Origin of the sequence: Streptomyces sp. DSM 40868, assembly GCF_011820545.1 — a bacterium.
Lineage (GTDB): Bacteria > Actinomycetota > Actinomycetes > Streptomycetales > Streptomycetaceae > Streptomyces > Streptomyces eurythermus.
Genome location: NZ_CP050504.1, coordinates 5104006 through 5120716, shown reverse-complemented (window position 1 = coordinate 5120716; position 16711 = coordinate 5104006). Strand labels below are relative to the sequence as shown.

The window sequence follows — 16711 nt, the reverse complement described above, 5'->3', positions numbered from 1 at the left end:
GTGTATCCATTACCCGAGGGCGTGTGCGGCGACCTCCAGATCGGCCACCAGACCCTGGAACGCGGCCCTGCGGTCGTCGTCCCGCGCCCGCAGCACCGAGGAGGGGTGCACGGTCGGCACGAGGCGTTCGGGGCGGCCGTGGATCTCCCGCTCCAGCACCGTGCCGCGTACCTCGCCCACCCGGAACGCCGAGCCCAGCAGGGCCTTGCCGGCCGTGGCGCCGAGCACCACGATCAGCTCCGGCTCCACCAGCGCCAGCTCCGCCGCCAGCCAGGGGCCGCAGGCCGTCATCTCCCTCAGGGTCGGCGCCTTGTGGATGCGGCGCTTGCGGGGCTCGGCCCGGGTGAACTTGAAGTGCTTCACCGCGTTCGTCACATAGGCCCCGGCGGGATCGATACCGGCCTCTTCGAGCGCCCGGTCGAGCAGCTTGCCCGCCGGGCCGACGAACGGTTTCCCCTGACGGTCCTCCTGGTCACCGGGCTGCTCCCCCACGAGCATCACGCGGGCGTCGGTGCTTCCGGCGCCGAAGACCGTCTGGGTGGCGGCGCGGTGGAGGGGGCAACCGCGACAGCCTCCGGCGGCTTGGCGGAGGGCGGGCAGGTCAGCGCCCTCGGGGACGAAGGGTGCCGCGGTGTACGCGTCCTCGGGTGCCTTCGCTGCTGGCATGCCGGGCGAGTACCCCTCTTTGCGGCGGAGAAGCGAGGGGTTGGTCCAGGCCGTCGCCCGGCTGCGGGCGCGTCGTGGCTGGTCGCGCCCGCGCGGCGGAGCCGCATATGGACACAGCCCCGCGCCCCTTGGGTGGGGGCGCCGGGGCCTCGCGTCAAAGGTGGCCGGTGCGTCAGACGCGCATCGGCTGGGGCTCGTCCCGGCGGGACGGGTCCGGGCCCTCGTACTCGCGGATGATCTCGTAGCGGGTGTTGCGTTCCACGGGGCGGAAGCCGGCGTCGCGGATCAGCTCCAGGAGGTCCTCCCGGGTCAGCTTGTTCGGCGTGCCGTAGTTGTCCGCGTCGTGCGTGATCTTGTACTCGACGACCGAGCCGTCCATGTCGTCCGCGCCGTGCTGGAGGGCCAGCTGGGCGGTCTGCACGCCGTGCATCACCCAGAAGACCTTCACGTGCGGCACGTTGTCGAACAGCAGCCGGGACACCGCGAAGGTCTTCAGCGCCTCCGCGCCGGTCGCCATCGTGGTCCGCGCCTGGAGCGTGTTGCGTACCTTGCCGTCCTTCATGTCCACGAAGTCGTGCTGGTAGCGCAGCGGGATGAAGACCTGGAAGCCGTTCGTCTCGTCCTGCAGCTCACGCAGCCGCAGCACGTGGTCGACGCGGTGCCGCGGCTCCTCGATGTGGCCGTACAGCATGGTGCACGGGGTCTTCAGACCCTTCTCGTGCGCCAGCCGGTGGATGCGGGACCAGTCCTCCCAGTGGGTGCGGTGGTCCACGATGTGCTGCCGGACCTCCCAGTCGAAGATCTCCGCGCCGCCACCGGTCAGCGACTCCAGGCCCGCGTCGATCAGCTCGTCCAGGATCTCCGAGGCGGACAGCCCGCTGATCGTCTCGAAGTGGTGGATCTCGGTCGCCGTGAACGCCTTCAGCGAGACGTTCGGCAGCGCCTTCTTCAGCTCCCGCAGCGACCGCGGGTAGTACCGCCACGGCAGGTTCGGGTGCAGACCGTTGACGATGTGCAGCTCGGTGAGGTTCTCCGACTCCATCGCCTTGGCGAGCTTGACGGCCTCCTCGATGCGCATCGTGTACGCGTCCTTCTCGCCCGGCTTGCGCTGGAACGAGCAGTAGGCGCAGGACGCGGTGCACACGTTCGTCATGTTGAGGTGACGGTTGACGTTGAAGTGGACCACGTCACCGTTCTTGCGGGTCCGCACCTCGTGGGCGAGGCCGCCGAGCCAGGCCAGGTCGTCCGACGCGTACAGCGCGATGCCGTCCTCGCGGGTCAGCCGCTCCCCGGAGCGGACCTTCTCCTCCAGCTCGCGCTTGAGCCCGACGTCCATGGCAACACCTTTCTACGACAGCCCGACCAACGGTATCCCTACACCTCTTCGGGCAGTTCCCCGACCCGGTTCTCCCACTTCGTGGACAGCACGATCGTGGTGCGGGTCCGGGAGACGCCCTTGGTGCCGCTGAGCCGGCGGATGGTCCGCTCCAGCCCGTCCACGTCCGACGCCCGGACCTTGAGCATGTACGAGTCGTCGCCCGCGATGAACCAGCAGTCCTCGATCTCCGGCAGGTCCCGCAGCCGCTGGGCGACGTCCTCGTGGTCGGCCGCGTCGGAGAGGGAGATGCCGATCAGGGCGGTGACACCGAGGCCGAGCGAGGCCGCGTTCACCGTGGCCCGGTAGCCGGTGATGACACCGGCCGCCTCCAGCCGGTTGATGCGGTCGGTGACGCTGGGGCCCGACAGGCCGACCAGGCGCCCCAGCTCCGCGTACGAGGCCCGGCCGTTCTCCCTCAGGGCCTGGATGAGCTGCCTGTCCACCGCGTCCATGCGATCGAAGCCTTCCGGTGAAAGTTCCTGAAGTGATGAGAGGTACGTACTGCTAATCGCCCCGGGTGCCGTCCGCCTGGCCGCCGCCCAGGTCTCCTCGCCAGCGCCGGTACAGGCCGTGGGCGACGCCCGCCGCGTCCAGCACCCGGCCGGCCACGAAGTCCACCAGGTCCTGGATGTGCGTGGCGCCCGCGTAGAAGGCGGGCGAGGCCGGGACGACCGAGGCGCCGGCGTCGTCCAGGGCGACGAGGTGGCGCAGCGTCTGGCCGTTCAGGGGGGCTTCCCGTACGGACACCACCAGCGGGCGGCGCTCCTTCAGCGTGACGCTCGCCGCGCGCTGGAGGAGGTCCTTGGACAGGCCGAGCGCCACGCCGGCCACGCAGGCGGTGGAGGCGGGCACGATGAGCATGCCGCGGGCCGGGTACGAGCCGGAGGACGGCCCGGCCGCGAGGTCGCCGGCCTTCCAGTAGCGGACGCCGCTGATGTCCACGTCGAAGGTCCCGGGCTTGCCGTCGGCGCCGCGGGCCAGCCATTCCGCGAGGTCGTCCTGCCAGTGGGCGTCCCGGAAGGGCAGGCCCGTCTCGTCCAGCAGCGTCAGCCGCGAGGCCCGGCTGACCACCAGGTCCACCGCTTCCCCGGCCGCCAGCAGCGCCCGCAGCACGGCCGCCGCGTACGGCGTCCCGGAAGCTCCGGACACCCCCACGATCCAAGGCACGCGCTGCGTTTCTCCTGCGTTCACACCTTGAGCGTACCGGCGGACGCCAAGGGGCTCAGGACCGGTGGGGGTTCCGGCCGCCCGGCCGAAGGCCCCGGAAACGGCGGGAACGGGCTAGACGGTGAGCCCCCGTACCAGGAGATCCAGCAGGGCGCACACGAAGAGTGCGATGCCGATGAACCCGTTGACCGAGAAGAACGCCCTGTTCAGGCGGGTCAGGTCGTGCGGGCGGACGATCGTGTGCTCGTAGACGAAGGCCGCCGCGACGATCACCAGGCCGAGCCAGAAGAACGCGCCCGCGTCGGTGGCCAGGGCGTACCAGACGAACAGGGCCGTGGTGACCGTGTGGCAGGCGCGGGCGCCCCAGATCGCGGCCGGGATGCCGAAGCGGGCCGGGACCGACTTCACGCCGATCTCGCGGTCGGTCTCCACGTCCTGGCAGGCGTAGATCAGGTCGAACCCGCCGATCCAGATGCCGACGGCCAGGCCGAGGATCACCGCGTTCCACGACCACTCCCCGCTGATCGCCAGCCAGCCGCCGACCGGGCCCATGGCCTGGGCGAGACCGAGGATGGCCTGCGGGAAGTTGGTGAACCGCTTGCCGTAGGGGTAGACCACCATCGGCACCACCGCCACCGGCGCCAGGGCCAGGCACAGCGGGTTGAGCAGGGCCGCCGCGCCCAGGAAGACCGCGAGGGCGATCAGCGCGCCCGTCCAGGCGTGCCGGACCGACATCGCGCCCGTCACCAGTTCCCGGTGCGCGGTGCGCGGGTTGCGGGCGTCGATCTCGCGGTCGATGATCCGGTTGACCGCCATCGCGAACGTGCGCAGGCCCACCATGCAGACGGTGACCAGGAGCAGCCGGCCCCAGTGGATGTTCTCGTCCCACTCGTACATCGCCGTCAGGGCGGCGATGTAGGCGAAGGGGAGCGCGAAGACCGAGTGCTCGATCATCACCAGGCGGAGGAACGCCTTGGTCCGGCCCGGCTGGGCGATGGCGGCGGAGGCTGACGTCACAGTCCGTACTCCGGATCATCCCCGCGGCGGCGGGGAAACCCCGTCTCCGCGCTGCCCCGCACCATCACGTCGGTGCCTTTCACAGTCCGTACTCCTTCCAGCGCCGGGTCACCCGTTCGGCCGTATCCGGGTCCGACAGGACCATCTCCGGCCACCCGCCGTCGCGGGTGTAGCCCTCCTCCGGCCACTTCCGCGTGGCGTCGATGCCCGCCTTGCCGCCCCAGAACTGCTGGTAGGAGGCGTGGTCGAGGTGGTCGACGGGGCCTTCCACGACCGTGAGGTCACGGGCGTAGTCGGTGTTGCCGAGGGCCCGCCAGGCGACCTCGTGCAGGTCGTGGACGTCACAGTCGGCGTCCACGACCACGATCAGCTTGGTGAGGGACATCATGTGCGCCCCCCAGATGGCGTGCATCACCTTCTGCGCGTGCTTGGGGTACTTCTTGTCGATCGAGACGATCGCGCAGTTGTGGAAGCCGCCGGCCTCGGGCAGGTGGTAGTCCACGATGTCCGGGATGATGATCTTCAGCAGGGGCAGGAAGAAACGTTCCGTGGCCCGGCCGAGGGGGCCGTCCTCCGTCGGGGGGCGGCCCACGACGATCGACTGGAGCAGCGGGCGCCGGCGCATGGTCACGCAGTCGATCCTCAGGGCCGGGAACGGCTCCTGCGGGGTGTAGAAGCCGGTGTGGTCGCCGAAGGGGCCCTCGGGCAGCATCTCGCCGGGCTCCAGCCAGCCCTCCAGGACCACCTCGGCGTGGGCGGGCACCTGGAGCGGGACCGTCTTGCAGTCGGTCATCTCGATCCGCTTGCCCGCGAGGAAGCCGGCGAAGAGGTACTCGTCGATGTCGCCGGGGAGGGGCGCCGTGGAGGCGTAGGTCACGGCGGGCGGGCAGCCGAAGGCGATGGCCACCGGGAGGCGCTCGCCCCGGCGCGCGGCCACCTGGTAGTGGTTCCGGCTGTCCTTGTGGATCTGCCAGTGCATGCCGATGGTGCGCTTGTCGTGGCGCTGGAGGCGGTACAGGCCCAGGTTCCGGATGCCGGTCTCGGGGTCCTTGGTGTGGGTCAGGCCGAGGTTGAAGAAGGAGCCGCCGTCCTCGGGCCAGGTGAACAGCGCCGGGAGCCGCTCCAGGTCCACGTCGTCACCGTGCAGGACGACCTCCTGCACCGGCGCCTCCTTGACCTTGCGCGGCGGGACGTGGGCCATGGCGCCGAGCTTCCCGAAGGCCTCGCGCACGCCGACGAAGCCGTGCGGCAGCTCGGGCCGCAGCAGCCCGCCGATCTTGTCGGAGATCTCCTCGTACGACTTCAGGCCCAGCGCCTTCAGCAGCCGGCGGTCGGTGCCGTACACGTTCATGGCGAGGGGCAGGTCGGAGCCGCGCACGTTCTCGAAGAGCAGCGCCGGGCCGCCGGCCTTCTGCACCCGGTCGACGATCTCCCCGACCTCCAGATACGGGTCGACCTCGGCCTTGATGCGCTTGAGGTCGCCCTCGCGCTCCAGCGCCCGGAGCAGGGAGCGAAGATCGTCGTAAGCCATGTGCCCCAGTATCGCCGACGTGCCGCTTTGTCCCGGTGCCCACCCCCCCGGTTCCGGAGTGGGGCCGGGTCAGCGGAAGACGGCGATCGGGTACTGGAGGACGACCTCCCCGGCGTCGGGGTCCCAGCTGGTGACCTTGCCCAGGCAGTGCGCCTGGAACTGGCCCTCGTCCCGGAGTCGGGCCGCAGCCGGACCTCCACCAGGGCGTCGCCCCGGCGCAGCACGGACAGCAGCAGGCCGATCACGGAGATGGGCTCGCTGCATCTTGAACAGGCCCATGACCGCGTCGTTGTCGAGGTACAGGGGCAGGTAGGCGGGGTCGGCGGCGGTCCTGCCGAGCCGGGCCAGTCCGCGCCGCAGCGCCCGCCCGGCCAGCACGAGCAGGCCGGCGAGGGCCAGCAGCCACCAGGTCATCGGGCCCCACCAGGCGCTCCACCAGGTGCCGTCAAGAACAGCCGGATCTCCTTGAACGCGGTGGACAGGGAGGAGGTGCGGACGTCGACGAGGCGCCCGCCGGTCAGTTCGGCGGCCCGGCGCAGCGCGTCGGCGTCGGCGTCGCCGAAGCCGACGGGGTAGGTGCGTACGGCGCGGACGTCGGCGGGGCGGGAGCGGTGGCGGGCGGCGAAGGCGGCCGGGCCGATGCCCGCGTTGTTCTCGTCGTCCGTCATGAGCACGATGGACACCAGCCGGCCGGGGTCCGCGCGCAGGGCGCGTTCGGCGGTGCGGTAGCCGTGGTCCAGGGCGGACCAGACGGCGGTGGAGCCGTCGTAGCCGTCCTCGGCGACGAAGCCGGCCAGTGCCTTGAGGTCGGCGGGGCCGCGCACGGTGACCGTGCGTTCGGCCAGCGGGCGGCCGCCGAAGCGTACGACGGTCTGCCGCTCCCCTTGGCCCCCGTGGGCCGTCCACCGGCCGACGGCCGGGACCACACCACCCACCCTGGCGGGCCGTCCTGGGACGAACCTCGCGGGAAACCTCGAACCGTCAGGTCACAGGGGTCCAGACGGCCCTGCGGCCGGGGCCGGACGGTCACCGACCGTTAATCACTTCCGCGTTCGGCCCGCCACCCGTTCCGTTGAAATGGACCAAACGGGCATGTCCCGGCCGCGCCCCACGGCATTGCCTTGGAGGGGGCCCGCATCCAGGGGCCCCTTCTTCGATGGGAGACGCGTGCGAATCACTGACATCCAGCGCTGCGAGGTACGGCCGGGACGGCTCGTGGAGTGGACGCTGAGCCCGGCGACCGTCGCGGCGGCGGCGGCACTCCCCGAGGACTCCCGGCCGCCCGCCTACATCCAGGAGTCGCACATCAGGACGGCCCGGTCGCTGAGGGAGGACGGTCTGTTCGTGCCGACCTGGCTCGGCACCGCCTTCGACCTGCCCGGCCCGGTCGACCTGGACGCGCTGGAGCGGGCCCTGCACGCCTGGACCGTCCGGCACGAGACGCTGCGCAGCGGCTTCCGCTGGGCCGGCGACGAGCTGCGCCGGTTCACCCTGGACGCGGCCGACGTGTCCCTGACCCGTCGGGAGGCGGGTCACTTCCCCGACGCCGACGGTCTCGTCCGGCACCTCCAGGACCGCTTCGACACGGTCGCGGACGCGCTGCGCTGGCCGAACCTCGTCTACACGGCGGTCGTCCGGGACGACGGCGCGAGCGTCTACCTGGCCTTCGACCACAGCAACGTCGACGCCTACTCGCTGCAGCGGATGCCCGCCGAGATCCACGAGCTGTACACGGCGGGCACGGTCGCGGCCGGGTCCGGCGCCGGCCCGACGGCCGCCAGTTACGTCGACTTCTGCGAGATCGAGCGGTCGCACGCCGACGGTGTCGACGGCCGGCACACGATCGTGGAGCGCTGGCGGGAGTTCATCCGCCGCTGCGACGGCACCCTGCCGGGCTTCCCGGTCGACCTCGGCCTGGTGCCGGGAGACCCGCTGCCCCGGCAGCGGATGCTGGCCGAGCCGCTGGCCGACGCGGACACGGCCGCCGCGTTCGAGGCGTACTGCCGGCCCTACGGCGGCAGCATGACCGGGCTGCTGGCCGCGACCGGGCTGATCGTGCACGAACTCGGCGGGCAGCCGGTGTACCGGACCGTGGTGCCCTTCCACACCCGGGTCGCCTCCCGCTGGAGCGAGTCGGTGGGCTGGTACGTGGGCGGCGCCCCCATCGAGGTGCCCGTCGGCCGCACCCGTGGCTTCCCGGAGGCCCTGCGGGCGGTACGGGCGGAGCTGCGGGCCAACCGTGCGCTGGCCCGGATGCCGCTGGCCCGGGTGCTGCGCCTCCTCGGCGCCGACTTCCGGCCGGTCTCCCCCGACCTGTACTCGATCGTGTCCTACGTCGACACCCGCGGTCTGCCGGGCGCCGGGCGGTGGGCCGAGCAGAAGGCGTACGGGCTGCTGCGGGTGTCCTACGGCGACCAGGTGTGCGTGTGGGTCAACCGGCTGCCCGAGGGGCTGTGGCTGGCGAGCCGGTACCCGGACACGGACGTCGCGGCGAAGAACATGCGGCTGTACGTGGAACGGCTGCGGGACCGGATCGCCTCGGTGGCCGACGGCAGCCTGTCTGCGGTGTCGTAGGTCACCACGGGTCCGTACCGGGCACGGACCGGTCCGGCCCCAGGAGTTCGATCAATCGTTCGAATCGGTCCCGCCAGCGCCGTTCCGTCTCCTCCTCGCCCTGGAACTCGTGGGTGAAGCGGAGCGCGCTGCCGTCCTCGCCCTCGCGTTCCAGGTGGAACCGGATCCGGCCACCGCCCTCGACCGTGTACTCCGCCACCCGGTCCACGTCCCACGCGGTGACGTGCCCGCTGCCCAGCCCGCCCAGGGTGACCGCGCCGCCGAGCCGGGGTTCGAGCACCTCGGCGGGGGTCCACCAGCCGGCCAGCCCCTCGGGCGTGGACACCGCGGGCCAGACGTCCTCCATGCGCCGCGGGAGCCGCACGACGAAGTGCAGGATGTGCGTGTTCCCGTGGGTCTGGCTGGAACCCTGTGCGATGGAACCGCTCATGACTCCAGCCTGCCCCCGGCCCCGGGTTCCCGCACGCCTGCCCGCGACGGCGAAAGGCCGGCCCCCGTGACCCGCGCCACGGAGACCGGCCTCGTGCCGGAAGGGGGGCTCACACGCCCGCGTAGGAGTGCTTGCCGGTGACGAAGATGTTGACGCCGTAGTAGTTGAACAGCCAGCAGCCGAACGCGATCAGCGCCAGGTAGGCGGCCTTGCGGCCCTTCCAGCCGGCCGTGGCCCGCGCGTGCAGGTAGCAGGCGTAGGCGATCCAGGTGATGAAGGACCACGTCTCCTTCGGGTCCCAGTTCCAGTACCGGCCCCAGGCGTCGCCCGCCCAGATCGCGCCCGCGATGATCGTGAACGTCCACAGCGGGAAGACGGCCGCGTTGATCCGGTAGGCGAACTTGTCCAGGGACGCGGAGGCGGGCAGCCGCTCCAGCACCGAGCGGGCGAAGGCGCCGGGCTTGCCGCCGGTCTGGAGCTTGTTCTCGTACGAGTCCTTGAACAGGTACAGGATCGTGGCGACCGCGCCGACGTAGAACACCGCGCCGCAGAAGATCGCGGTGGAGACGTGGATGTACAGCCAGTACGAGTGCAGGGCCGGCACCAGCTGGTCGCTGGCCGTGTACAGCACGGTGACCGCGAGACCCAGGTCGAGCAGGACCGTGGTGATGAGGAACAGCCCGAGCCAGCGCACGTTCTTCTTCAGCGCCAGCAGCACCAGGTACACGCCGACGGCCACCGTGGAGATGGTGATGTTGAACTCGTACATGTTGCCCCACGGCGCCCGCTCCACGGACGCCGCGCGGGCGATGACACCGGCCAGCTCCACCAGGAAGGCGAGCACGGTCAGCGAGATGGCGATCCGGCCGTACAGGTCGCCCTGCTCGTCGCCGCCGTGCGCGCCGGGACCGTCCGGCACGTCCCGCGCGCCGGAGGCCGAGCGGACGACGACCTTGGGCCGCTCCAGCACGGCGGTGCCGCCGCCCTTGCGGACCGCGACGGCGGGGCCGGCCGCCGTCCGCGCGCCGTCGGCGGTGAGCGCGGCGGCCGTCCGGGCGACCTTGCTGCGGCTGCCGAACAGCCACTCGGCGATGTAGGCGAAGAAGGCCAGGGTGTAGACGGCCATCGACGAGTAGATCAGCGTGTTGCTGACGCTCGCGAGATGTTCGTTGGTCGCGGCGGCGAGAGTCACTTCTCAGCCCCTTCGGCAGGTACGGCGTGGCGGTCTGTTGTGGGTGCGGAGTGTTCGTCGTCGGGTGCCGGTGCGCCCGGCGCCCGCTCGTAGAGGTGTCCGGCGAGCACGCCCAGTTCCTCGGGCACCTTCGCCGACTCGCTGCGGCCGAGTCCGGCCATCTCGACCACCGTGACGCCGTCGTCGCCGCGCACCGCACGCACCCACACGCGGCGGCGCTGGATGAACAGGGACCCGGCCAGACCGAGGATCGCGGCGACGGCGCCGCCGAGCGCCCAGCCGCCGCCCGGCTCCTGCACGATCTCGAAGCCGGCCCATTCCTTGACGTCCTTCTCGAAGGTGACGGTACCGGCGCCGTTCGGCAGCTTCATGGACTCGCCGGGCTTGAGGTTGACCCTCAGCTGCGCGCCCTTGGCGTCCTTGTAGTCCTTCATGTGGGTCTTGTCGAGCTGGTACACGCTCTGCGGCAGGCCCGAGTCGACGCCCAGGTCACCGTGGTACGGCTCCAGGTTCAGCACCGGGTTCAGCAGCGCGGGGAAGGCCGAGGCGATCTCCATGCCGGCCCCGCCGTAGGTCGGCAGGAAGAAGGCCTTGATGCCGAGCTGTTCCTTCTTGCCCTTGGCATCGCGGTAGCCGTCCATGACCTTGACGACACCCTGCGAGGTGACGTTGCCGTCGAGCGGCAGCAGCGGCACGGCGTCGCGGTAGACCACCTTGCCCTTGCCGTCCCGGACGGTGATCACGGGTGCGTAGCCGTGGCTGACCAGGTAGACCTTGGAGCCGTCGATCTCCAGCGGCTCGTTGACCTTGACGGTGGTCTCGGTCTGCTTGCCGTAGGCGCCCTCGCTGTAGCGGATCTTCGCCTGGAAGGTGCGCGGAGTGCCCCGGTTGGGCCCGGTCAGCTCGTAGGTCCCCTTGAAGTCCTCCAGGTCGAAGCTGAACGGGACCAGGTCGTCCGGCTCGAAGAGGCTGCCGGACTTGAAGTCGTCGTACATCGGCAGCGCGTTGGAGAAGCCGTCGCCCTCCACCATCAGCTTGGTGCCGTCCGACTTGAACAGCTGGCCGGAGGCGAAGGCGATCAGCAGCACGATCAGGGCGATGTGGAAGGCCAGGTTGCCCAGCTCGCGCACATAGCCCTTCTCGGCGGCGACGGCGTCACCGACGGCGTGGGCGCGGAAGCGGCGCTTCTTCAGCAGGCCGAGCGCGGCCGCGCGGACCTGCTCGGGGTCCGCGGTGGTGGTCCAGGTGGTGTAGGCGGGCAGCCGGTCCAGCCGCTTGGGGGCGCCCGGCGGCCGCCCGCGCAGCTGGCCGACGAACTGCCAGGTGCGGGGGATGATGCAGCCGATGAGGGAGACGAACAGCAGGATGTAGATCGCGGAGAACCACACCGAGCTGTAGACGTGGAACAGGCCGAGCTTGTCGTAGACCGGCGCCAGCGTCTTGTGCGCGGCGCGGAAGTCCTCGACCTTGGTGGCGTCCGCGCCGGTCTGCGGGATCAGCGAGCCGGGGATCGCGCCGAGCGAGAGCAGCAGGAGCAGCAGCAGCGCGACCCGCATGGAGGTCAGCTGCCGCCAGAACCAGCGGACCCAGCCGATGACACCGAGGCCCGGCAGGCTCACCGCCTCCTCCTGCGGGGCGGTGGACAGCCGGGAGCCGGCCGCGCCCAGCTCCTCCCGGTCCCGGCCGGTGCCGGTGTCGGTCTTGCTCATCGGTCAGATCCCCACATCGAAGCCGTTGGTCCAGGTCTGCATCTGCTGCACCAGCTCGCCCCAGGCGCCGGTCAGCAGCAGCACACCGGTCACGATCATCATCGAGCCGCCGATGCGCGTCACCCAGACATAGTGACGCTTGACCCAGGCGAAGGCCCCGAGCGCCTTGCGGAAGGCGATCGCGGTGATGACGAACGGGACGCCGAGGCCGAGGCAGTAGACCACCATCAGCAGGGAGCCGCGCGCCGCGCTCGACTCGTGGAGGGAGAGGAAGTTCACCGAGGACAGCGTCGGTCCCATGCAGGGCGTCCAGCCGACGCCGAAGAGCGCGCCGAGCACCGGCGCCCCGGCCAGACCGCCCGTCGGCCGCTTGTGGAAGCGGAACTCGCGCATGGCGAACCAGGGCGTCAGGCCCATGAAGAACACACCCATGACGATCATGAGCGCGCCGAGCACCTTGGACAGGACGCTCTGGTAGCTCAGCAGGTTGGAGCCGAAGTAGCCGAACAGGGCCCCGCTGGAGACGAACACGGCGCTGAAGCCGAGCACGAACAGGGAGGCGCCGGCCACCATCCGGCCCCGTCTGGCCTCGGCCAGGTCGGTGCCCGCGACGCCGGTCACATAGGAGAGGTAGCCGGGGACCAGCGGCAGTACACAGGGCGAGAAGAACGACACGAGACCGGCGAACAGGGCGATCGGCAGGGCGACCAGCAGGGCGCCGTGCATCACCGTCTGGTTCCGGCCGGTCTCCGCGGCCAGCGTCAGCAGTGCGCTCACGTCACTTCTCCGCGAGGACCGGCTTGATCATCTCCACCAGGCCGGTGTCGTCGAGCGCCTCCAGGGCCCGTGCGGCGACCTTCCCGTGCCGGTCGATGACGAGCGTGGAGGGGACGATCTGCGGGTTGAGCGTGCCCTTCTTGAAGCGCAGCATCAGCTTGCCCGTGGGGTCGTACAGGCTCGGGTACTCGACGCCGTGCTCCTTCTCGAAGTTCACGGCCGGGGTGGTGCTGGTGTCCCGGGTGTTGATGCCGACGAACTGCACACCCTTGTCCGCGTAGTCCTTGGAGACCTTGGCGAAGTACTTCGCCTCGTTGCGGCACGGTCCGCACCACGAGCCCCAGACGTTGATGACGACGACCTTGCCCTTGTAGTCGGCGACGTCCAGGGTCTTGCCGTCGATGGTCTTGCCGGACAGGTCCGGAGCCGTGGCGCGCTTGCCCGCCGCGACGGTGTCGATGCCGTTGCTGCCGGTGACGAAGTGGGTGTCGCCACCGCCGCCGGAGATACCGCCCTTGCCACACGCGGACAGGGTCAGGGCCGCCGCTGCGGCCGCGGCGGTGAGCAGGACGGCGCGGCTACGGGTACTCATGTGAAAAGTTTCGCATGACCGTCCCGGGGATTTCGCGCGCCCCCCTGCCGGGCGGAAAACCGCATTTCAGGGCGTATTTACACGGGACATTCCGGGCATCAGGCGGCGTTGGCAGCGGCCCCCTTGGTCTCCCGCAGGAACTCCTTCCAGCCCCCGGCGGGCCGCTGCCCGACACCCAGCGTGCGCAGCTTGGCGAGCACCTCGGGCTTCTGCACGTCGATCCAGTCCACGAACTGCCGGAAGGAGACCAGGCGCACGTCGGCCCCCTTCTCCTTCTCGCGCGCGATGTGCTTGAAGGCCTCCTCGACGGAGTCCATGTAGATGCCGCCGTTCCACTGCTCGAAGTGGTTGCCGATGAAGAACGGCGCCCGGTTCGTCTCGTAGGCCCGCCGGAACCCCTGGATGTACGCCTGGGCGGACTGCTTGCGCCAGCCCGGGTAGTTGTACGCGGGCGCCTTGGTGGAGTTGACCGACTGGTTGGCGAGCATGTTGTAGTCCATGGACAGGACCTCGAACGCACGTCCGGGGAAAGGTATCTGCTGAAGGGGCAGGTCCCACAGGCCCTGACGCTTGACCGGCCACACCTGACGGCCGCCCGGCGAGGAGGCGTCGTAGCGCCAGCCCAGCTCACGGGCGGTGGGCAGCAGGTTGTCCTGGCCGAGCAGGCAGGGCGTACGGCCGCCGGTCAGCTCCTTGTCGTAGTCGAACGGCAGCGACGGCAGATCGGTCCAGCCGGTGTTGGTCCGCCACTCCTTCACGAACGCCTTGGCCTGCCGGATCTCGTCGGCCCACTGCTTCGGGGTCCAGTGCGCGACCGTGCCGCCGCCCGCGCAGAAGTGCCCGTTGAAGTGGGTGCCGATCTCGTGCCCCTCCAGCCAGGCCCGGCGCACATTGGCGAGGGTGGCCTTGATGTGCTCGTCGGTGAGGTAGCCGATGTCGGAGGCGCCGCGCGGGTTGTTCGGGGGCTCGTACATCCGCTTCTTCGACTCGGGCAGCAGATACAGCCCCGAGAGGAAGAAGGTCATGGACGCGCCGTGCTCCTTGGCGAGGTCCAGGAAGCGCGGGAAGAGGCCGTTGCCGACCTCGCCGGCGCCGTCCCAGGAGAAGACCACGAACTGCGGCGGGGTCTGCCCCGGCTCCAGCGGCTCGGGCTTGGCCGGCTGGTGCGGCTGGCTGCCGGTGAAGGAGGTGGAGCCGTCGCCGATGGGCCGCGCCGGGCGCGCCTCCCCCCTGCTCCCCTGGGTCCGGGAACCGCCCGGGCGCCCGGCGTCGTCCGAGGACGTGGAGCCGCCGCACCCGGCGAGCGACACGGCGGCGGCCGCGCCCGCGCCGAGGCCGAGTGCTCCCCGCCGGGAAAGGGTCCGGGAGATGGTGCGCATGGGAATCCCCGATCATCACTGCCTGCTGGTCACCCAGTCAGAGGACAGGAAGATCGGGGAGGTTCCGCTAATTCCTATGCTTTTCGCAATTATGTGCGCAACAGTGCGCTAAGCCACGCCAAACGGACGCACAGTGACCACCGGCGCCCGTCGGCCGGGTCGGGCTCAGGCGCCGAAGGCCTTCCCCTGAGCCGTGCCCTTGCCCTTCTGCGGCTTGGCACCGGCCCGCAGGTGCACCGGGACGAGATCGATGGCGGGCTCGCTGTACCCGACGGACACGATCCTGTCGCCCTGGTAGGTGAACGAGGTCAGGGAGGCCAGCGTGCACTGCCGCTTGCGCGGGTCGTGCCACAGCCGCCGCCGCTCGACGTACGACCGCACGATCCAGATCGGCAGCTGGTGGCTGACCAGCACCGCCTCGTGGCCGCGCGCCCGGTCCCTGGCCGCGTCCAGCGCGCCCATCATCCGCACGACCTGGTCGATGTACGGCTCGCCCCAGGACGGCCGGAACGGGTTGACCAGGTGCTTCCAGTTCTCCGGCCGCTGGAGCGCGCCGTCGCCGACGCCGAAGGTCTTGCCCTGGAAGACGTTGTCGGCCTCGATCAGCCGCGCGTCGGTGGCCAGGTCCAGCCCGTGCGCCTTGGCGATCGGGGTGGCGGTCTCCTGCGCCCGCTCCAGCGGCGAGGCGCAGACGTACGACACGTCCCGGGAGGAGAGGTGCTCGGCGACCCGCTCGGCCATCTTCCGGCCCAGCTCGGACAGGTGGTAGCCGGGCAGCCGGCCGTACAGGATCCCTTCCGGGTTCTCCACCTCGCCGTGCCGCATCAGGTGGACGACGGTGATGTCCTTGGCGCCGTTTCCGGCCGTGCCCGCGCTGTTGGTCTCGGGGGAGCTCATTCCGCCGTGGCCTCCGCAGCCGCCCGGGCCGCCGCCGGGAGGGCGTCGGCGATCTTCTGCACGGCCCGCTCGTCGTGGGCCGTGGACACGAACCAGGACTCGAAGGACGACGGCGGCAGATAGACGCCGTTCGCCAGCATCGAGTGGAAGAACGCGGTGAAGCGGTACGACTCCTGCCGCTTGGCGTCCTCGTAGTCCCGTACCCGCCGGTCCGTGAAGAACACCGAGAACATGTTGGAGGCGGTCTGCACCCGGTGCGCGACGCCCTCCTTGGTCAGCGCCTCGCTCACCAGCGTCCGGATCTGCTCGGAGACGGCGTCGACCTTGGCGTACGCCGCGTCGTCGAGCAGCCGCAGCTGGGCGAGACCGGCGGCCGTGGCGACCGGGTTGCCGGAGAGGGTGCCGGCCTGGTAGACGGGACCGGCGGGCGCCAGGTGGGCCATCACATCGGCCCGCCCGCCGAACGCGGCGGCCGGGAACCCGCCGCCCATGACCTTGCCGAAGGTCATCAGGTCGGGCTTGACGCCCTCCACGCCGTACCAGCCGGCGCGGCTGGTACGGAAGCCGGTCATGACCTCGTCGGAGATGAACAGGGCGCCGTTCTTGCCGCAGGCGTCCTTCAGGCCCTGGTTGAACCCGGGGTCCGGCGGCACCACGCCCATGTTGCCCGGCGATGCCTCCGTGATCACACAGGCGATCTCGCCCGGGTACCGGTGGAAGGCCTCCTGGACGGCCTCCAGGTCGTTGTACGGCAGCACGATCGTGTCACCGGCCTGGGCCCCGGTGACACCGGGCGTGTCGGGCAGCGCGAACGTGGCCACGCCACTGCCGGCGGCGGCGAGCAGCGAGTCGACGTGCCCGTGGTAGCACCCGGCGAACTTGATCACCTTCGAGCGCCGGGTGAAGCCGCGGGCGAGCCGGATGGCCGACATGGTGGCCTCGGTGCCGCTGCTGACCAGCCGCACCTGCTCCACGGGCTCGACCCGGGCGACGATCTCCTCGGCCAGCTCCACCTCGCCCTGACCGGGCGTGCCGAAGGACGTACCGCGGGCGACGGCCTCCTGTACGGCGGCGATGACCTCGGGGTGGGAGTGCCCGAGGATCATCGGCCCCCAGGAACAGACCAGGTCGACGTACTCGCGCCCGTCGGCGTCGGTGAGGTAGGGCCCTTGGCCCGACACCATGAAGCGGGGCGTGCCGCCGACGGCGCGGAAGGCGCGCACCGGGGAGTTCACTCCGCCCGGTGTCACGGCGGAGGCGCGGTCGAAGAGCGCCTGCGAGACGGGCGCGTCGTAGGGATAGGGCGTTTCGCTCATGGCACTCATGACGTGCGGCTTCTCCGGCTTCTCGGCTCCGGTTGCGGGGTGACCTCCTCAGGGTAGGCCGCGCCCCGGCGAGGCCG

The 16711-nt window shown here is 70.8% G+C and carries 17 protein-coding genes; 1 reads left to right on the top strand and 16 read right to left on the bottom strand.

Going from position 1 to position 16711, the window contains the following annotated elements; genetic code table 11:
* Nucleotides 1–9: 9 nt before the first annotated feature.
* The 8 genes from HB370_RS23390 to HB370_RS23355 form a co-directional block, all read right to left on the bottom strand.
* Complete coding sequence (locus HB370_RS23390) at nucleotides 10–666, bottom strand: UdgX family uracil-DNA binding protein (RefSeq protein ID WP_030778263.1); 657 nt, start codon at nucleotides 664–666, stop codon at nucleotides 10–12.
* Nucleotides 667–838: 172 nt separating this feature from the next.
* Nucleotides 839–2002, bottom strand: a complete 1164-nt coding sequence (gene mqnE / locus HB370_RS23385; RefSeq protein WP_030778260.1) for an aminofutalosine synthase MqnE — start codon at nucleotides 2000–2002, stop codon at nucleotides 839–841.
* A 38-nt stretch (nucleotides 2003–2040) separates the two neighbouring features.
* Complete coding sequence (locus HB370_RS23380; RefSeq protein WP_030601569.1) at nucleotides 2041–2496, bottom strand: Lrp/AsnC family transcriptional regulator; 456 nt, start codon at nucleotides 2494–2496, stop codon at nucleotides 2041–2043.
* Nucleotides 2497–2548: 52 nt separating this feature from the next.
* Entirely contained in the window at nucleotides 2549–3211 is a 663-nt protein-coding gene (locus HB370_RS23375) for a UbiX family flavin prenyltransferase (RefSeq protein ID WP_030778256.1), read from the bottom strand.
* A 114-nt stretch (nucleotides 3212–3325) separates the two neighbouring features.
* Entirely contained in the window at nucleotides 3326–4228 is a 903-nt protein-coding gene (gene mqnP / locus HB370_RS23370; protein ID WP_030778254.1) for a menaquinone biosynthesis prenyltransferase MqnP, read from the bottom strand.
* Between the two features lie 79 nt (nucleotides 4229–4307).
* Nucleotides 4308–5759, bottom strand: coding sequence for a menaquinone biosynthesis decarboxylase (locus tag HB370_RS23365; RefSeq protein WP_030778251.1), 1452 nt, complete (start codon nucleotides 5757–5759; stop codon nucleotides 4308–4310).
* A 69-nt stretch (nucleotides 5760–5828) separates the two neighbouring features.
* Nucleotides 5829–6173 carry a hypothetical protein gene (locus HB370_RS23360; protein WP_030778249.1) on the bottom strand — a complete coding sequence of 115 codons (345 nt, stop codon included), beginning with the start codon at nucleotides 6171–6173 and terminating at the stop codon, nucleotides 5829–5831.
* Complete coding sequence (locus HB370_RS23355; protein ID WP_106980596.1) at nucleotides 6170–6694, bottom strand: VWA domain-containing protein; 525 nt, start codon at nucleotides 6692–6694, stop codon at nucleotides 6170–6172. The genes HB370_RS23360 and HB370_RS23355 overlap by 4 nt, the downstream gene beginning before the upstream one ends.
* A 232-nt stretch (nucleotides 6695–6926) precedes the next feature.
* Here HB370_RS23355 and HB370_RS23350 point away from each other — a divergent pair, with 232 nt between their 5' ends.
* Nucleotides 6927–8333, top strand: a complete 1407-nt coding sequence (locus HB370_RS23350; protein WP_030778244.1) for a condensation domain-containing protein — start codon at nucleotides 6927–6929, stop codon at nucleotides 8331–8333.
* Nucleotide 8334: 1 nt separating this feature from the next.
* Here HB370_RS23350 and HB370_RS23345 read toward each other — a convergent pair whose 3' ends face one another.
* The 8 genes from HB370_RS23345 to hemL all read right to left on the bottom strand — a co-directional run bounded on the left by HB370_RS23345 (nucleotide 8335) and on the right by hemL (nucleotide 16625).
* A complete protein-coding gene (locus HB370_RS23345; protein WP_030778242.1) occupies nucleotides 8335–8763 on the bottom strand; it encodes a hypothetical protein in 429 nt (142 codons plus the stop codon).
* Nucleotides 8764–8872: 109 nt separating this feature from the next.
* Nucleotides 8873–9955, bottom strand: coding sequence for a c-type cytochrome biogenesis protein CcsB (ccsB, locus tag HB370_RS23340; RefSeq protein WP_030778240.1), 1083 nt, complete (start codon nucleotides 9953–9955; stop codon nucleotides 8873–8875).
* A complete protein-coding gene (locus tag HB370_RS23335) occupies nucleotides 9952–11664 on the bottom strand; it encodes a cytochrome c biogenesis protein ResB (RefSeq protein ID WP_030778239.1) in 1713 nt (570 codons plus the stop codon). Before HB370_RS23335 ends, ccsB begins: the two co-directional genes overlap by 4 nt.
* A 3-nt stretch (nucleotides 11665–11667) precedes the next feature.
* Complete coding sequence (locus HB370_RS23330; protein ID WP_030778238.1) at nucleotides 11668–12441, bottom strand: cytochrome c biogenesis protein CcdA; 774 nt, start codon at nucleotides 12439–12441, stop codon at nucleotides 11668–11670.
* Nucleotide 12442: 1 nt separating this feature from the next.
* Nucleotides 12443–13033, bottom strand: coding sequence for a TlpA disulfide reductase family protein (locus HB370_RS23325; RefSeq protein WP_030778236.1), 591 nt, complete (start codon nucleotides 13031–13033; stop codon nucleotides 12443–12445).
* Nucleotides 13034–13131: 98 nt separating this feature from the next.
* Complete coding sequence (locus HB370_RS23320) at nucleotides 13132–14412, bottom strand: hypothetical protein (RefSeq protein WP_030778235.1); 1281 nt, start codon at nucleotides 14410–14412, stop codon at nucleotides 13132–13134.
* Nucleotides 14413–14577: 165 nt separating this feature from the next.
* Nucleotides 14578–15309, bottom strand: a complete 732-nt coding sequence (locus HB370_RS23315; protein ID WP_051815435.1) for a histidine phosphatase family protein — start codon at nucleotides 15307–15309, stop codon at nucleotides 14578–14580.
* Nucleotides 15306–16625, bottom strand: a complete 1320-nt coding sequence (gene hemL / locus HB370_RS23310) for a glutamate-1-semialdehyde 2,1-aminomutase (protein WP_030778231.1) — start codon at nucleotides 16623–16625, stop codon at nucleotides 15306–15308. The genes HB370_RS23315 and hemL overlap by 4 nt, the downstream gene beginning before the upstream one ends.
* Nucleotides 16626–16711 lie beyond the last annotated feature (86 nt).

What these genes read in the sequence shown, in the direction of transcription:
- HB370_RS23390 (WP_030778263.1), bottom strand. Translation starts at nt 666, where the DNA reads ATGCCAGCAGCGAAGGCACCCGAGGACGCGTACACCGCGGCACCCTTC.
- mqnE (WP_030778260.1), bottom strand. Translation starts at nt 2,002, where the DNA reads ATGGACGTCGGGCTCAAGCGCGAGCTGGAGGAGAAGGTCCGCTCCGGG.
- HB370_RS23380 (WP_030601569.1), bottom strand. Translation starts at nt 2,496, where the DNA reads ATGGACGCGGTGGACAGGCAGCTCATCCAGGCCCTGAGGGAGAACGGC.
- HB370_RS23365 (WP_030778251.1), bottom strand. Translation starts at nt 5,759, where the DNA reads ATGGCTTACGACGATCTTCGCTCCCTGCTCCGGGCGCTGGAGCGCGAG.
- HB370_RS23360 (WP_030778249.1), bottom strand. Translation starts at nt 6,173, where the DNA reads ATGACCTGGTGGCTGCTGGCCCTCGCCGGCCTGCTCGTGCTGGCCGGG.
- HB370_RS23345 (WP_030778242.1), bottom strand. Translation starts at nt 8,763, where the DNA reads ATGAGCGGTTCCATCGCACAGGGTTCCAGCCAGACCCACGGGAACACG.
- HB370_RS23335 (WP_030778239.1), bottom strand. Translation starts at nt 11,664, where the DNA reads ATGAGCAAGACCGACACCGGCACCGGCCGGGACCGGGAGGAGCTGGGC.
- HB370_RS23325 (WP_030778236.1), bottom strand. Translation starts at nt 13,033, where the DNA reads ATGAGTACCCGTAGCCGCGCCGTCCTGCTCACCGCCGCGGCCGCAGCG.
- HB370_RS23320 (WP_030778235.1), bottom strand. Translation starts at nt 14,412, where the DNA reads ATGCGCACCATCTCCCGGACCCTTTCCCGGCGGGGAGCACTCGGCCTC.
- HB370_RS23315 (WP_051815435.1), bottom strand. Translation starts at nt 15,309, where the DNA reads ATGAGCTCCCCCGAGACCAACAGCGCGGGCACGGCCGGAAACGGCGCC.
- hemL (WP_030778231.1), bottom strand. Translation starts at nt 16,625, where the DNA reads ATGAGCGAAACGCCCTATCCCTACGACGCGCCCGTCTCGCAGGCGCTC.